14 protein-coding genes are annotated in these 15,355 nt (G+C 67.1%); 11 read left to right on the forward strand and 3 right to left on the reverse strand.

Annotated elements, in window-relative coordinates; all coding sequences use genetic code 11:
• The first annotated feature begins 12 nt into the window (after positions 1-12).
• The 5 genes from QFZ27_RS13395 to QFZ27_RS13415 all read left to right on the forward strand — a co-directional run bounded on the left by QFZ27_RS13395 (position 13) and on the right by QFZ27_RS13415 (position 5,558).
• On the forward strand, positions 13-834 hold the full coding sequence (locus QFZ27_RS13395) for a class I SAM-dependent methyltransferase (protein ID WP_429226892.1): 822 nt from the start codon (positions 13-15) through the stop codon (positions 832-834).
• A 46-nt stretch (positions 835-880) separates the two neighbouring features.
• The gene (galE, locus tag QFZ27_RS13400) at positions 881-1,873 is read left to right on the forward strand and encodes a UDP-glucose 4-epimerase GalE (RefSeq protein ID WP_429226893.1); all 993 of its coding nucleotides are present in this window, start codon (positions 881-883) and stop codon (positions 1,871-1,873) included.
• A 144-nt stretch (positions 1,874-2,017) separates the two neighbouring features.
• Positions 2,018-3,454 (forward strand): oligosaccharide flippase family protein, encoded by a 1,437-nt coding sequence (locus tag QFZ27_RS13405; protein ID WP_429226894.1) that lies wholly within the window; start codon positions 2,018-2,020, stop codon positions 3,452-3,454.
• A 148-nt stretch (positions 3,455-3,602) separates the two neighbouring features.
• Positions 3,603-4,547: a polysaccharide pyruvyl transferase family protein gene (locus QFZ27_RS13410; protein WP_429226895.1), complete on the forward strand. Its 945-nt coding sequence runs from the start codon at positions 3,603-3,605 to the stop codon at positions 4,545-4,547.
• A 12-nt stretch (positions 4,548-4,559) separates the two neighbouring features.
• On the forward strand, positions 4,560-5,558 hold the full coding sequence (locus tag QFZ27_RS13415; RefSeq protein ID WP_429226896.1) for a glycosyltransferase: 999 nt from the start codon (positions 4,560-4,562) through the stop codon (positions 5,556-5,558).
• Between the two features lie 3 nt (positions 5,559-5,561).
• Here the strand turns inward: QFZ27_RS13415 and QFZ27_RS13420 are convergent, their stop codons facing one another.
• The gene (locus QFZ27_RS13420; RefSeq protein ID WP_429226897.1) at positions 5,562-6,632 is read right to left on the reverse strand and encodes a glycosyltransferase family 4 protein; all 1,071 of its coding nucleotides are present in this window, start codon (positions 6,630-6,632) and stop codon (positions 5,562-5,564) included.
• Between the two features lie 168 nt (positions 6,633-6,800).
• On the opposite strand from QFZ27_RS13420, the gene gmd reads away from it, so the two are divergent.
• Together gmd and QFZ27_RS13430 are read left to right on the forward strand one after the other, a co-directional pair.
• Positions 6,801-7,994: a GDP-mannose 4,6-dehydratase gene (gene gmd, locus QFZ27_RS13425; RefSeq protein WP_429226898.1), complete on the forward strand. Its 1,194-nt coding sequence runs from the start codon at positions 6,801-6,803 to the stop codon at positions 7,992-7,994.
• A complete protein-coding gene (locus QFZ27_RS13430) occupies positions 7,978-8,892 on the forward strand; it encodes an NAD-dependent epimerase/dehydratase family protein (protein ID WP_429226899.1) in 915 nt (304 codons plus the stop codon). Before gmd ends, QFZ27_RS13430 begins: the two co-directional genes overlap by 17 nt.
• 46 nt (positions 8,893-8,938) lie before the next feature.
• Here QFZ27_RS13430 and QFZ27_RS13435 read toward each other — a convergent pair whose 3' ends face one another.
• Together QFZ27_RS13435 and QFZ27_RS13440 are read right to left on the reverse strand one after the other, a co-directional pair.
• On the reverse strand, positions 8,939-10,570 hold the full coding sequence (locus QFZ27_RS13435) for a glycosyl hydrolase family 28-related protein (protein ID WP_429226900.1): 1,632 nt from the start codon (positions 10,568-10,570) through the stop codon (positions 8,939-8,941).
• A gap of 351 nt (positions 10,571-10,921) precedes the next feature.
• Positions 10,922-11,572 carry a class I SAM-dependent methyltransferase gene (locus QFZ27_RS13440; RefSeq protein ID WP_429226901.1) on the reverse strand — a complete coding sequence of 217 codons (651 nt, stop codon included), beginning with the start codon at positions 11,570-11,572 and terminating at the stop codon, positions 10,922-10,924.
• 461 nt (positions 11,573-12,033) lie between these two features.
• On the opposite strand from QFZ27_RS13440, the gene rfbC reads away from it, so the two are divergent.
• From rfbC to QFZ27_RS13460, 4 genes are read left to right on the forward strand one after another with little or no spacing between them, the layout of a single operon-like run.
• On the forward strand, positions 12,034-12,594 hold the full coding sequence (gene rfbC, locus QFZ27_RS13445; RefSeq protein WP_429232450.1) for a dTDP-4-dehydrorhamnose 3,5-epimerase: 561 nt from the start codon (positions 12,034-12,036) through the stop codon (positions 12,592-12,594).
• Positions 12,591-13,625 (forward strand): dTDP-glucose 4,6-dehydratase, encoded by a 1,035-nt coding sequence (gene rfbB, locus QFZ27_RS13450; RefSeq protein WP_429226902.1) that lies wholly within the window; start codon positions 12,591-12,593, stop codon positions 13,623-13,625. Before rfbC ends, rfbB begins: the two co-directional genes overlap by 4 nt.
• Entirely contained in the window at positions 13,622-14,476 is an 855-nt protein-coding gene (rfbD, locus tag QFZ27_RS13455; protein ID WP_429226903.1) for a dTDP-4-dehydrorhamnose reductase, read from the forward strand. Before rfbB ends, rfbD begins: the two co-directional genes overlap by 4 nt.
• 32 nt (positions 14,477-14,508) lie before the next feature.
• Positions 14,509-15,336 (forward strand): NAD-dependent epimerase/dehydratase family protein, encoded by an 828-nt coding sequence (locus QFZ27_RS13460; RefSeq protein WP_429226904.1) that lies wholly within the window; start codon positions 14,509-14,511, stop codon positions 15,334-15,336.
• Positions 15,337-15,355: the final 19 nt, after the last annotated feature.

The raw sequence follows: 15,355 nt of genomic DNA on the forward strand, positions 1-15,355 counted from the left end.
CCGGTCTTTTCCGTGATCCGGGACGTTCCCTGGGCGATCCGGGACTTCGTCGACCGCGGTGCGCAGGATCAGGTGATGCCGCCGCTGCGCCTGATGCGCGACGGCCCGCGGGGGCGGGAGGTCTGGACTCAGAACGGCCGCGAGGCGCTGCACTTCTACCGCGACGTGCTGCAGCTCGACCGCGGCGCCGTCATGCTGGACATCGGCAGCGGCATGGGGCGCAAGACGATTCCGCTGTTGTCCTATCTGGATGACACAGCCCGCTACATCGGCCTCGACATCGACCGGGACCAGGTGCGGTGGTGCAGCCGCAACATCACGCCGCGGAACTTCCGGTTCACCTTCATCCATGTCGACCTGTTCAACAAGTTCTACAACCATTCCGGCGCCATCCCGCCGTCGAAGTTCGTCCTGCCCTTCCCGGACAATTCCTTCGACGTCGTGTCGTTGTGGTCGGTGTTCACCCACATGTATCCGGACGACGTGGCACATTATCTCGCCGAGATCGGCCGCGTGCTGCGCCCCGGCGGCCAGCTGGCGTCGTCGTACTACCTGATCAACGACGACGCCCTGGCCGCTCTGAAGAACGGGAAGACCGACCTCACCCTGTATCCGGGCGACCGCTACTGGACCAACAATCCGAACATCCCCGAGGACCTGACCGCGCTGGACGAGGCCTGGCTGCGTGGCGCCTATGCCGCGGCCGGCCTGACCATCGAGACCGTCCTCCGCGGCGGCTGGACCGGCGCCAAGGTCGATCCGGAGCTGGTCACCATGAACCGGCAGGACATCGTCGTGGCCCGGGCCACGCCGCCGGCGGCCTCGGCGGCCTAAGGCCGCGGACCGCTCCCGCCACCTAACCCCCAAAGGTCGTAAACCGATGAGCAACAGCAGCCGCGTCGTCCTCGTCACCGGCGGCGCCGGCTATATCGGCAGCCATGCTTGCAAGGCGCTGGCCGCCGCCGGCTTCGCTCCGGTCGTGCTCGACAACCTGTCGCGCGGCCATCGCGACTTCGTCAAATGGGGGCCGCTGGAGCATGCCGATATCGGCGACGCCGCGGCACTCGACCGAGTGATGGCGCGCCACCGGCCGGTGGCGATCCTGCATTTCGCGGCGCTGACCTATGTCGGGGAATCGGTCGTCGATCCCGCGATGTACTACCGCAACAACGTCGCGGGATCGCTTGCCCTGCTCGAAGCGGCCCGGCGCCACGACGTCCGCCATCTTGTCTTCTCCAGCACCTGCGCCACCTACGGCCTGCCGGAGCGCATGCCGATCGTGGAGGACACGCCGCAGGCGCCGATCCACCCCTATGGCGCCTCGAAGCTGATGATCGAGCGCATGCTGGGGGATTTCGCCGCGGCCTACGGCCTGCGCTGGACGGCGCTGCGATACTTCAACGCCTGCGGCGCCGATCCCGACGGCGAGGTGGGGGAGCGGCACGACCCCGAGACCCATCTGATCCCGCTGACGCTGATGGCGGCGGCCGGCCGGCTGCCCCATATCCGGCTGCTCGGCAACGACTATCCGACCAAGGACGGCACCTGCGTCCGCGACTACATCCATGTCGCCGACCTGGCCGATGCCCATGTCCGCGCCCTGCGCTACCTGCTCGATGGCGGTGTGCCGCGGGCCTTCAACCTCGGCACCGGCACCGGCCACACCGTGCTCGACGTGATCCGGACGGCCGAGCGCGTCACCGGCCGGCCGATCCCGGTGGAGCTGGCACCGCAGCGCTCCGGCGACGCGGCGGAGCTGGTGGCCGATCCCTCGCTGGCGGCGTCGGTCCTCGGGTTTCGTCCCGCTTTCGGCCTGGATGAGTCGATCCGGACGGCCTGGAAGTGGTACCAAAGCGAGATCGGCGGGGCGTAACGGCGATGCGGCCTCGTCGATGATCGCTTGACGAGGCCGCCGGGACAGCAGGCGACACGCCGCCTCCGGTCCGGCGAGCATGACCGGTGCGAGGCCAGCTGAGCGGATCTGGGCGGATCAATGTCGAAAAGATTGGAAACCCGCATGATGCGGGCCGCGCCTTGGGCGGTCGCTGAGGCGGTCTCCAACGCATTGGCGGGCGTGGCCTCGATCTTCGTGGCGGGCTGGCTCCTGACGCCGGCCGATATCGGCCGGGCCGGCATCGTGATCGGTCTCGTCATGCTGCTCGGCCTGGCGACGGGCCTGGGGATCCAAGAATCCCTGATCCGTCATCGCTCGGTGCACGCCAGCATCACCGATACCGCCTTCACCGGCCTGATGGCCTTGGGGGCCGCCGGCTTCGCTCTGTGCTGGGTGGTGGCCGCACCGATCGGCTGGTTCTTCGACGACCCGATGCTGTTCCCCCTGCTCGGCGTGACCAGCTTCATGCTGCTGCTCAACGCGGTGATGGCGGTGCCGACCGCACTGCTCACCCGCAAGATGCGGGCGAATGTGCTGACCCGCCGGATGATGCTCTCGCGGATCTCGCAGGTCGTCGTCATCGGCGTCCTCGGCTGGCTCGGGGCCGGGGCCTGGGCCATGGTCGGCGGCGTGCTGATCTCCAACGCGCTGTCCGCCATCGTCCTGTGGCGGGCGATGCCGCGGGTGCCGCGGCTGCGCTTCGACTGGGGCGAGTTCCGCTCGCTGGCGTCCTTCGGCGGCTCGATGAGCATTGAATTGCTGCTGTGGCAGGGCACCACCCGCCTCTTCGCGCTGCAGGTCGGCTATTTCCACGGCGTCGTGGCCCTGGGGTACTTCCAGTTCGCGCAGCGGGTGGTGGAGGAAGCCGGCAACCTGATCCAGGCCAATGTCGTCCGTTTCGGCCTGTCGTTCTTCGCCGATCTCGACCGCAGCGACCGCAATGCGAACCGGGCCTTCCTGACGGGGACGAGCCTGATCACCGTCGCCGGCGGCGTCCTGTTCATCGGGGTGGCGCTGGTGGCGGGGGATCTCGTGCCGCTGGTCTTCGGTGCCAGGTGGCAGCCCGCGGCCCCCCTGATGCAGATCTTTGCCGTGGCGGCGTTCTTCCCGTTGTCGCGGGCCCTGGCCGGCCCGTTGCTGCGGGCCAAGGGGCATCAGAACGCCATGGTCCTGTACGGCCTCGTTGCCTGCGGGATCACGCTGGCCAGCGGCTTCGTCACGGCCGAGCAGGCGCTGGTCGTCGTGGTGCTCGGCTGGGCCGCCCGCAATCTGGTCTCGCTGCCCTGGAGCTACGTCATGGTCAGCCGCTATGGCAGGATTCCGGTCCGGGACCAAGTGGTGTCCATAGCCCGCCCGCTCGCGCCGATGGCGGCGATGATCGCCGCGGTCCTGCTGACGCAGTATCTGCTCGCCGACGCGCCGGCCGTGCTTCGGCTGGTCTCGGCGATCCTGGTCGGCCTGGTCACCGCGGTCATCACCGTGCCGCTGTTCAATTGGCGAATGATCAGCGAGCTGCGCCACCGGATCGGGCGCTTGCGGGACGGCGGCGCCGGCGCGTGACGGGAGGGATGCGCCACGGCATTGCCATCTTTCCCGGCTCTATACTATAACCTCCGTCGAACCTCGGACGCGACGTGCTGTATATCTCTCCATTTGATCAATAGGGCGAGTCTCTCGAGCTCGGAAGGCGTGATTCAAGATGAATGGGATGGATTATCTGAAGAGCCGCCTTTCTGTCATTGATCAATATATAAAGCCCGGCAGTCGAATTCTATATATCGACTATCCGCTGCACTTCAATGTTGGTGACCTGCTGATCCTCAAGGGGACGGAGGCATTCTTTGCGGACCGGCGCTACGACGTGACCCGACGTTACTCGTATTTCGGCTTTCCGTGGCACGAGCGCAACTTCCCGGTGGTGCCGAAGGATGTCACGATCGTGCTGCATGGCGGCGGCAATTTCGGCGATATCTACTATCCGCACCAGCTTCTGCGGGAAAAGATCATCAACCACTATCGCAATCACCGGATCGTGATCTTTCCGCAGACCATGCATTTCAGTGAGCCGGCCCGGATGCGCCAGGCCGCCGAGGTCATGGCGCGGCACAAGGACCTGCACTTCCTGGCGCGGGACCAGCGGACCTACGACGTCTTCCGGCGCGAATTCTCCAACAACACCGAGCTGTGCCCGGACATGGCGCATTTCCTGTGGGGGCAGCTGCCGCGGAAGGCGCCCGGCGCCACCGGCGGCGGCACGCTGTGGATGATGCGCCGGGACGAGGAGACGGTTGCCGTCCCCGAGATGTTCCAGGGCCAGATCGACCAGCCGCTCGACTGGTCGGACTTCACCACCCGCCGGGACCGGATGGTCAACCTGCTGACCCGCAGGACCGACCAGGTCAACGGCGTGACCGGCCGCAAGCTGGTTCCGGTCGAGCGCTTCTGGTACGGCTACACCGACCGCATGGTGGCGAGGTCGATCGACCGGATTCTGGCCTATGACCGGATCGTGACCTCGCGCATGCACGGCCACATCCTGGCCTGCCTCCTGGGCATGAAGACGGTCCTGCTCGACAATTCCTACGGCAAGAACTCGACCTATTTCGAGGCGTGGACCAACCGCGTCGACGATTGCGAGCTGTTTGCGGCCTAGAGGCGGGAAGCGATGCAGGTCTCAACGCCCAAGCTATCGGTCATCATCCCGACCTACAACGTCGAAGATTACGTCCAGGAGGCGGTCGATTCGGTGCTCCGGCAGACCGCCCCGGTGCATGAGATCATCATCGTCGACGACGGCTCGACCGACGGGAGCGGGCGGCTCGTCGACCGGCTGTACGGCGATGTCCCGAACGTCAGGATCCTGCACACCAAGAATTGCGGTCTGGGCGAGGCCCGCAACAACGGGGTCGCGGTCGCCACCGGCGACTTCATCTACTACCTCGACTCGGATGACGTGCTGGACCCGGATTTCGTCCGGTCCTTCTACGACGTGCACAGCCGGCATCCGGAAGTCGATCTGTTCTGCTTCTCGACATTCTCCTTCACCGGCCCGACGCAGGATGCGGTGAATTCGGTAGCCGTCCGCTACAACCTTGGCCTCGAGGGCCTGTTCCCGAGCGGCGAGGACGCCTTCAATGCCCTGTACCGGCGGCGCAGCTTCTATGCGATGGCTTGGCTGTATATCCATCGCCGCTCGGTCTCTCGCGACAATGGCATCAGATTCCTGCCGATTCTGCATGAGGATATCGAATACACGCCGCGGCTGTTCATGAAGGCGGGGCCGACCTATCTCAGCCGCCGGGATTTCTACCTCTGGCGCATCCGGGGGAACTCGATCTCGTACAGCAAGCTGACCGAACGCCATGTCATCGGCTATGTCCGCTCGATGGAGGCGATGCAGGACCTCATCGACAACGGCGGACTGAAGCCCGAGACGCGCCGGAACCTGCGCCGCTTCAAGACGCGCTTGCTGGGCATCACGATGGGCATGATGCGCTCGGGCGATTTTCCGCTCGACCATCCAGAGCTGCGCTCGGTTCCGGAGATGGCCCGGCGCCACGCCTGGGCGAATCCCAAGCTCTTCCTGGTCACCCACTGCTTCCCGGCGTTCCGGGCGGCAAAGGCGGCCAAGCGGATGCTGCGTCAGGCGTTGCGCAGCGCCTGACGCCTATGCCTCTGCCGCCGCCCGCAGGGCGCGGCGGACGCCCTCGGCGCAGCGGTCCCAGGTGAAGCTGCGCGCCCGCTCCAGCCCGGCGGCCCGCCGAGCGTGGATGGTGGCGGCGGTCGAGCCGCGCAGCACCTCGACCAGCCCATCGGCGATCGAGCCGGCATCGTGCGGATCGATCAGCAGGGCGTCGGGTCCCACGACCTCGGCCATGGCGGTGTCGCGGCTGGTCACCACCGGCGCCCCGGCCGCCAGCGCCTCCAGCGGCGGCAGGCCGAAGCCTTCATAGAGGGACGGGTACAGGAAGGCCGAGGCGCCGGCATAGAGGCCGGGCAGCAGCGCATCGTCGACATAGCCCAGCAGCCGGACGTTCGGAACGTCCGCCCCCAGAGTGGCCTGGGCGAAGATGCGGGGGTTGCTCAGCCTCCCGCCGATCGCCAGCACCACGTCGGAGCCCAGCTTCGGCTGCGCCAGCCGCCAGGCTTCGATCGCCCGCTGCAGGTTCTTGCGCGGCTCCAGCGTGCCGATGATCAGCACATAGGGCCGGCCGACGAGATCGTAGCGGGCCAGGGCCTCGTCGGGCGAGGCGCCAAAGAAGCGTGAATCGACGCCGGGGTAGCCGATCTCGATTTCCTCGCGCGGGCGGCCGGACAACTCGGCGATGCGACCGGCCGAGAATTGCGAGATTGTCTGCACCCGCGCCGCCCGCCGGGCGACCGAGGTGACGATCATCTTGTACCAGGCGGCGAAGCGCGGCGTGAACCATTCCGGATGGTCGACCGGCGACATGTCGAAGATCGACACCACCTGCCGCCGCCGGATCACCGGGCCGGTGTTGGCAGGGCTCCACAGCACCGCGTCGCGGCGATGGAGCGCCAGCGGGCCCTGCTCCCAGAGATGGCCGAGCATCCCGGTCGCCGGCGATCGGGGGGCGATCCGGTCATGGGGGCCGACGCGGCTCAGCAACTCGGCTAGATAGCGCTGGGCCCCGGTGATGTTTCCATGCAGGATCCGGGTATTCACCACCACCGGGCGGCCGCCCGAGGCGGCACCATCGTCGATCGCAGCTGTCAACACGCTCTCCGCCGTTTCCCGCCCAACCAAACGACCCAGTAGCCCAAGGCCGCTCCCAATCCCAGGGGAATTGGGCCGACGCCGGCGGAGTCCCACAGTTCGAAGCCGGGCAGTCGTCTACACCGGATTCCGCAGCAGAATTGCGGCGGCGAGGCCGCCTAGGCACGGTTGCCCCGGATCGAATACGAAAGGGACGGGGTCGCCCGCCGTCAAACGGACATGGCGGCTTGCTTTCGTCCGCAGCGACGACGCGGGGGCGACGGCTGCGGCATATCGCGGGCCATCGGCTGTGTGGGCCAACATAAAAAGGCGATAGGACAGAACGATATGAAGACGGCGCTCATCACCGGTATCACTGGCCAGGACGGGGCCTATCTCGCCGAGCTTCTGCTCGAGAAGAATTATCGCGTCTACGGGGCCTATCGGCGGACCAGCTCGACCAACTTCTGGCGGATCGAGGAGCTTGGCATTGCCGGTCATCGCGACTTGCATCTCGTGGAATTCGATCTGACCGATCTGGGAGGCATCGTTCGCCTCATTGAGCAGGCCGGCCCGTTGGAGATCTACAATCTCGCGGCACAAAGCTTCGTCGGCGTGTCGTTTGCGCAGCCGCGGACCACGGCCGAGATCACCGGCATCGGCGCGCTCAATCTGCTCGAGGCGATCCGGATCGTCGACCCGAAGATCCGCTTCTACCAGGCCTCCACTTCGGAGATGTTCGGCAAGGTGCAGGCCATGCCGCAGGATGAGCTGACGCCGTTCTGGCCGCGCAGCCCCTACGGTGTCGCCAAGCTCTACGCGCATTGGATGACGGTCAACTACCGCGAATCCTGCGGTCTGTTCGGCACCAGCGGGATTCTCTTCAATCACGAATCGCCGCTCCGCGGCCTCGAGTTCGTGACCCGAAAGATCTCCGATTCCGTGGCCAAGATCCATCTCGGCACGCTGGATGTGCTCGAGCTCGGCAATCTCGGCGCCAAGCGGGACTGGGGGTTTGCCAAGGAATACGTGGACGGGATGTGGCGGATGCTGCAGGTCGACCAGCCGGACACCTATGTCCTGGCGACGAACCGCACCGAGACGGTCCGCGACTTCGCCACGATGGCGTTCAAGGCCGTCGGCACCACCGTGGTCTGGGAGGGCGCCAACGAGGCGGAGACCGGCCGCTGCCAGGATACCGGCAAGCTGCTGGTCCGGGTCAATCCCAAGTTCCATCGCCCGGCCGAGGTCGATCTCTTGATCGGCAATGCGGAGCGGGCGAAACGGGACCTCGGCTGGGAGCCCAGGACGACGCTCGAGGAGCTGTGCTCGATGATGGTCGAGGCCGATGTGAAGAGGAACCAACGTGGCGTCACATTCTGAGGCGGCCGGGTGCGTCCTGGTCACCGGAGCATCCGGCTTCACCGGACAGCATGTCATCGGCGAGCTGCTCCAGGCGGGCTATTCCGTGTACGGGTCCGGGCACCGGGCGCCGGCCGATGCTCGCATGAGCGTGACCGCCGTCGACATCCTGGACGCATCGGCCCTGCGCGACTTCGTGCTGCAGGTCAGGCCCCGGCACGTTGTCCACCTGGCCGGGATCTCGTTCGTGGCTCACAGCAATGTCGATGCGATCTACCGGGCGAACATCGTCGGCACGCGCAATCTTCTGACCAGCCTGCTGGACCTCGATGAGAGGCCAGAATCCGTGATCCTGGCGAGCAGCGCCAGCGTTTACGGCAACACCGCCTCGGCCGCGCCGGTGCCGGAGACCGCGCCGCTCCGTCCTGCCAACGACTACGGCATCAGCAAGATGGCGATGGAGCATGTCGCGGCGATGTTCGCCGACCGCCTGCCCGTCACGGTCGTGCGGCCGTTCAACTACACCGGGGTGGGGCAGGGCGAGAGCTTCCTGCTGCCCAAGATCGTCAGCCACTTCCGAAAACGGGAGCCGGTCATACGGCTCGGAAATCTCGACGTCTCGCGCGATTTTTCCGATGTCCGACAGGTCGCCTGGGCCTATCGCCGGCTGTTGACCAGCGAGGTTCCGGGCGACGTGTTCAACATCTGCTCCGGCCAGGCTTGGTCCCTGGCCGAGGTCCTGCGGATGATGGCGGAGATCGCCGGCTACGAGATTGCCGTCGAAGTGGATCCGGCCCTGGTCCGCGCCAATGAGCCGAAATGGGTGTGCGGCGACGGGCAACGGCTGCGCGCGGCGGTCGGCGAGCTGCCGCCCCTCCCTCTGCGCGAGACGCTGGAATGGATGTACCGGGCCGGCTGACCGACCGGTCTGCGCCGGCCTGACCCGGTCGGGCCGGCGCGGCTGGTCAGTGGCCCATGCTCTCCGACACGATCTCGACCACGATCTTGCCGGTCCCATTGACGCGGAATTCGGGGCTCTTGCCCGCCAGCCAGCGCATCTCGATCTTGCCGCCGTCGGCGGCGTTCTGGTCCTGCAGCACCGACATCTGATCCGCCTTTTCCTCGCCCGTGGCCCGGGTGAGGCGGGCATGCAGCGCCGGGCCCTGGCCGCCCCGGCTGACGATGTAGACCTGGCCGCTGCCCTGGGTCATCGGCTGGTCGAACACCTGCTGCCATTCGCCGCCGGCGACCGTCCGCGTCTCGTTGAACATGCGGAACTGCGTGTCCGGGGTCGCTGCGTTCGAGACGTCGAGGCCGTTCGGCTCGAGCAGCACCCGCTGGGTCGATGGGTTGCCGATGTAGAGCCGGTCGGCAACGTTCATTCCCCCCGTCCGGCAGTTCTGGAAGCTCGCCTTCATCTCGCCGGAGCTGGGGTCGGTGATCGCCAGTTCGGGCACGAAGGTGACGCTCCGGAAATGGGCCCGGGACACGAACTCGCCGCTGTGATTGGCCACGCCGTCGTCCAGGACCCGGCCCTTCGTGCCCTTGCCGTCGGTGACGAACTCGTCGCCGGTCGAATCGATCCCGGCGAAGTACCGCCCACCGAAGATCGCCACGTCCTTCTCCTTGCCGGTGGCGATCCACATGCTGCCGCGGGAGATGATGGCGTTGATGTGGCCTTTGCTGGCCGGATCCGTCCAGACCACCCGACCCGACTTGGCGTTGCTGTAGAGGTAGCAGCTGTTGAAGGTCAGCAGGTTGACCGAACGGCCGAGCACCTCGATGCCGTGGCCGCCGCAGGCGCTGAAGCGTGCATTCTGGCAATCGATCACCAGCTTGGCGCCGTACCAGACGCAGCGGTCGAAGCTGACCGGCCCGCCGGAACAGAAGGCGCTGATGGCGGTGGCGTCGGAATCGGCCGGCTGCGGCGTCCGCACGATGCAGGCGACGAAGCTGCTGTCCTCGTTGTGCAGGGCCTGCCAGCCGATGGGGCCGGCATAGTTCTCGACCCAGACGTTCTCATAGCGGTTCAACTGCGCCTTGCCGAGGCCCTTCGGCCAGCCGGTGTCGATGCCACCGCATTGGCGGTTGCCGTCGACGATGAAGGCACGCAGCAGCAATCCGGCCGTCGATTGGGCGTTGAGGACATATCCCTGGGTGCCGGGCTTGGCTTTCAGCCTGGACCAGAGCCCGTCACCTTCGATGCCGGCACCGTGTTGCGACTGCTGGCCGTCGGTCCGGTTGGTGCCGAAGCGCAGATTGCCGACCAGATAGGTGCCACTCGACAGATAGATCGCCCGGTTGGTGTCGAACGCCCGCTGGATCGCAGCGGTGTCGTCCGTGGTGCCGTCGCCCAGGGCGCCGAACCAGCGGACATCCACGGCGCCTTTGGTCAGGCGGATCCATCGGCCGGCCGAGGCCGAGCCGCGGAACGCCAGCCCGCCATCCTCCGCGGCGTCCGATTGGGCGTCCCAGGCGAACTGGCCGCCGCCGCCGTCGCCCGGCCGGTGATAGCCGAGCACCAGGGCGGCACCGGCACCCTCCAGGGTCGCCAGGTCGGCCACGGTCTCAATGCAGGTCAGCGCAACGGTCGCCACAGCAGCCTCCGTCCGGATCGTTTCGTCCCTTAACCCCGGCCGGCCGCGATTGTGCCGCGATGCCGCCGCGCCGCGACCGAATGCCCGGGCCAAAGTCACAACAGCACAGGCGCCCGGTCGTTTGGGAGACGAACCAGCTATGGTCGACGGCGGCCGGCGTCAGCACCAGGTTGCAGCGCCTTAGGCATCGCGTCGTCTGGGTAGGGGGGTATCCGTAGCGGCACCTTTGCGGCATCCGGGCGAGCGGCTGCGGTGCCGCCGGCCCGATGCTCCGAGCGCAGCGGCACACGGCCTGGCTCTGCTTGCCGCCGCCGATGCCAGATTATCGGAGGATCCCAGATTATCGGAGGATCAATGTGCCTTGTCGCTGGTCAGTATGCCCATGCCGTGGCGATACTGCTCCGGCAGGCCGGCCTCCTGGCAGAATCGGCTGTAGCCGATCCGAGCCTTCCAATCGTTCCCTTCCGGGCAATCATCCACCAGGATGGCGCCGCCCGGGGCAAGCCGTGGCCAGAAGCGCTTCAGCGCGTGATAGGTCGGCTCCGCAAGGTCGACGTCGGCCAGCACGACCGAGCAGGATGCCGGCAGCTTGCTGTCCGGGATCGTGGTGATGTCACCCTGGATCAGCGTGACTTCCCCGGCATTGTGGCGCCGCAGGATCTTCGCGACCAGCCGCTGCGAACTGCCGGAGAACATGTGCCGGTTGCTGGTCGGCGTTCCCAGCCCCACGTCGTCGGAAAACTGCTGCTCAACGAACCCGTCGAACGTGTCGTAGCAGATATATTTTTTGTTGATTCCCAGCCGCCTGATCATATTTTGGGCCACGGCCGCCGTCCCGCCCAGATTGCAGCCGATTTCCACGATGTCTCCCGGGACGTCTTTGTATTCGATCAGGTAATGCAGATACAGATATAGCCGCTCCGGGGCCAAACACGTCGGTGGATACCGGTACAGTAGCGGAACCAGAGACGATCGAGCCATTTCCTTGAGTTTGTGTTTCATGTTGGCATCCCCCATTTTCTCGAAATTTTGGAAACGATACCCAGAGCAACCGGGTGAAGGAGTATTGCTTATAGACTATCACGCCCAGGCTCGACCCAGGCATCCAGAAGCCGTCGGCTTCTGGATTTGCGGGTCAGGCCCGGCAATGACAGGGAAACGACGGACACGGCGTGGCTCAGCCCCCCACCCGATTGCCCGGAACGATACCAGCGGCCGCTGGATTGTAAACAGCAGATCGGACACGGTGCACGGCTCGAAGCGGGACAGATCCGAGACCGGGCTGATCGATGCCGCCATGCCGCGACTGGATGCCCGAGCCGGACGCCACGCCAACGGAGCCCTTGGTGCCACATCACGGTCGTCGGGGACGAATCAGCGATGGTCGACAAAGTCCGGCAGCCGCACTAGGTTGCTGCGCCTTCGGCATCGCGTTGGTTTCGTGGGGATACATCTTGGTTCAGGTGGTTCATACCGATATCGAGGACGTCAAGCTCATCAAGCTGCGCGTGTTCGGTGATGAGCGTGGCCGGTTCTTCGAGACCTGGAACTTGCAGAAGTTCACCGAAGCCGGGCTGCCGATGACTTTCGTCCAGGACAACCAGGCCAGCAGCGCCGCGGTCGGCACGATGCGCGGCCTGCACTACCAGATCGCGCCGCACGCCCAGGGCAAGCTGATCGGCGTGCTCCGCGGCTCGATCTACGACGTCGCGGTCGATATCCGCCGCGGCTCGCCGACCTTCGGCCGCTCGATCGGGGTGACGCTGACCGCGTCCGAGCCCTCGCGGATCTGGATTCCGGTCGGCTTCGCCCATGGCTACGTCACGCTCGAGCCCGACACCGAGGTGGTCTACAAGGTCACCGCCGGCTATGCCCCGCAGGCCGAAGGCGGCCTCCGATGGGACGATCCGGCGCTCGGCATCGACTGGCCGATCGCGCCGGCGGAGATGACCGTCAACGACCGCGACCGCAACTGGCCGCGCCTCGCCGACGCCCCCGCCCATTTCCACCACGGTGCAGCATGACCATCTTCGTCACCGGCGGCGCCGGCTTCATCGGCTCGGCCCTGGTCCGCCAGCTCGTCGCCGAGGGCGAGTCCGTCGTCACCATCGACAAGCTGACCTATGCCGGCAATCTGGAGAACCTGGCCGGGCTGGACGCGACCGGCCGGCATCGCTTCGCCCAGGCCGACATCTGCGACGTCGACGCGATGCGGGACCTGTTCGCCGAGCACCGGCCGGACATCGTCTACCACTTGGCGGCCGAGAGCCATGTCGACCGGTCGATCGACGACCCGCTGGCCTTCGTCCGCACCAATGTCATGGGCACCGGCAGTCTGCTGGCCGCGGCGCTGGAGCACTGGCGCGGCCTGCCCAAGGGCAATGGCTTCCGTTTCCTGCACGTCTCGACCGACGAGGTCTATGGCGAGCTCGACGCCACCGGCCTGTTCTCCGAGACCAGCCCGTACCAGCCGAACTCGCCCTATTCCTCCAGCAAGGCGGGCTCCGATCATCTGGCCCGGGCCTGGCACCGCACCTACGGCCTGCCGGTGATGGTGTCGAACTGTTCGAACAATTACGGACCCTACCAGTATCCGGAGAAGCTGATCCCGGTCGTCACCCTCAATGCGCTCGAGGGCAAGGCGCTGCCGATCTATGGCAAGGGCGAGAACGTCCGCGACTGGATCCATGTCGACGACCACGCCGCCGGCCTGCGGGCGATCGTCGCCAAGGGCCGCCCTGGCGAGACCTACCTGGTCGGCAGCCGGTCGGAGCGCACCAACATCGATCTGGTGCGCCAGATCTGCCGCATCCTCGACGAGCTGCAGCCGGCGGCGAAGCCGTATGAGAGCCTGATCACCTACGTCACCGACCGGCCGGGCCACGACGCCCGCTACGCCATCGACCCGACCAAGGCCGAGACCGAGCTGGGCTGGCGGCCGCACCACAGCCTGGAGCAGGGGCTGCGCGAGACCGTCGCCTGGTACATCGCCAATCGGGATTGGTGCGCGCGGGCTGGCGAGCGCAGCCGCATCGGCCTCGGGCACGCGGCATGACGCTGGTCGTCCTCGGCGCCGGTGGCCAGGTCGGGCGTGAGCTGGCCGAGTTGGCCCAGGCGCGGGGCCTCGCCATGCGGGCGCTGGCGCGGTCGGAGGTCGACATCACCGATGCCGCCGCGGTCGCCGCGGCCGTGCGCGGCGCCGATTTCGTCGCCAACTGCGCCGCCTACACCGCGGTCGACAAGGCCGAGACCGAGCGCGATCAGGCCTTTGCCGTCAACGCGACCGGGCCCGGCGTGATCGCGCGGGCCTGTGCCGAAGCGGGCGCAGCGCTGCTGCACATCTCGACCGACTACGTCTTCCGCGGCGACGGCGACCGGCCGTGGCGCGAAGACGACCCGATCGCGCCGCTGTCGGTCTACGGCGAGAGCAAGGCGGCGGGGGAGGCAGCGGTGCGCGAAGCGCTGCCGCGCCACGTCATCCTGCGCACCGCCTGGGTGTTCGCGGCGCATGGCAACAACTTCGTGCGCACCATGCTGCGGCTCGGCGCCGAGCGACCGGAGCTGCGCATCGTCGCCGACCAGCGCGGCGGCCCGACCGCGGCGGCCGACATTGCCGCGGCGATCCTGGCGATCCGCGAGCGCGCCCAGGCGCCGGGCTTCGATGGCTGGGGCACCTTCCATTTCGCCGGCGCCCCAGCCACGAGCTGGCACGATTTCGCCGCGGCGATCTTCGCCGAGAAGGGCGGCGCCGCCCCGGCGCTGCGCCCGATCGCGACCTCGGACTACCCGACCCCGGCCCGGCGCCCCTCGAACTCGGTGCTGGATTGCGGCAAGATCGGCCGGGTGTTCGGGCTGGCGCAGCCAGATTGGCGGCGTGCATTGTCTGCCGTGGTGCGGACTCAGTAGCACCGCGGCAAAGATCGGCCTGGGGGTGGGGCGTGGCTGACGTTCTGGTGATCGGGCGGAAGAGCTTTCTCGCCAACAGCTTCGTCGCTGCCCACGGCGCCGATGGAATCCGTCATGCCGCCTGGGCCGATGTGGCGCGGCCCGAGACCTTCGAGGGCATCGGCTGCGTCGTCAGCTTCGCCATCGACCCGCGCTACCAGCGCGAAGCTTATGATCCGGCGGTCGATTGCGACCGCATCGTGGCCGAGGCGATCGGCCGGGCGCAGGGCGACGGCCGCATGCCGGCGGATGCGCATGTGGTGATGGTCAGCACCCGCAAGGTCTACGGCCCGGCCGGGAACGAGCCCCTGGTCGAGACCCGGAACCCGGCGCCGCAGGACGCCTATGGCCGCAACAAGCTGGTGACCGAACGGCTGCTGCAGGACCGGTTCGGCCCCAACCTCACCATCCTGCGCCTGTCCAACATCTTCGGCTTCGAGGACCTGCCTGGCCGCCGCACCTTCCTCGGCCTGCTGCTGCGGTCGCTGCGCGAGGAGGGGGTGATCCGCTACGACGTCAGCCCCTTCACGCTGAAGGATTTCCTGCCGGTCGAGGCGTTCGCCGCGGCGCTGGTCAAGGTGGTGCGGGCGCGCCCCGGCGGGCTGTTTAACCTCGGCTCCGGCGTGGCGATCGAGGCCGGCTGGCTGGCGATGTGGATCCTGGAAGGCTATGGCCGCGGCAGCCTCAGCGTCATCGATCCGTCCATTCGCGATGCCTTCGCGATGGATGTGGACCGTTTCGTCGGGCGTTTCGGCCCGCTCGCCGATCGCGACGACATCCGCGCGGCCTGCCTGGCCATCGGTCGGCGTCTGGTCGCCTGACGCGAAAGCGCCCGGCCAG

The organism is Inquilinus ginsengisoli (assembly GCF_050434925.1).
Lineage (GTDB): Bacteria > Pseudomonadota > Alphaproteobacteria > DSM-16000 > Inquilinaceae > Inquilinus > Inquilinus ginsengisoli_B.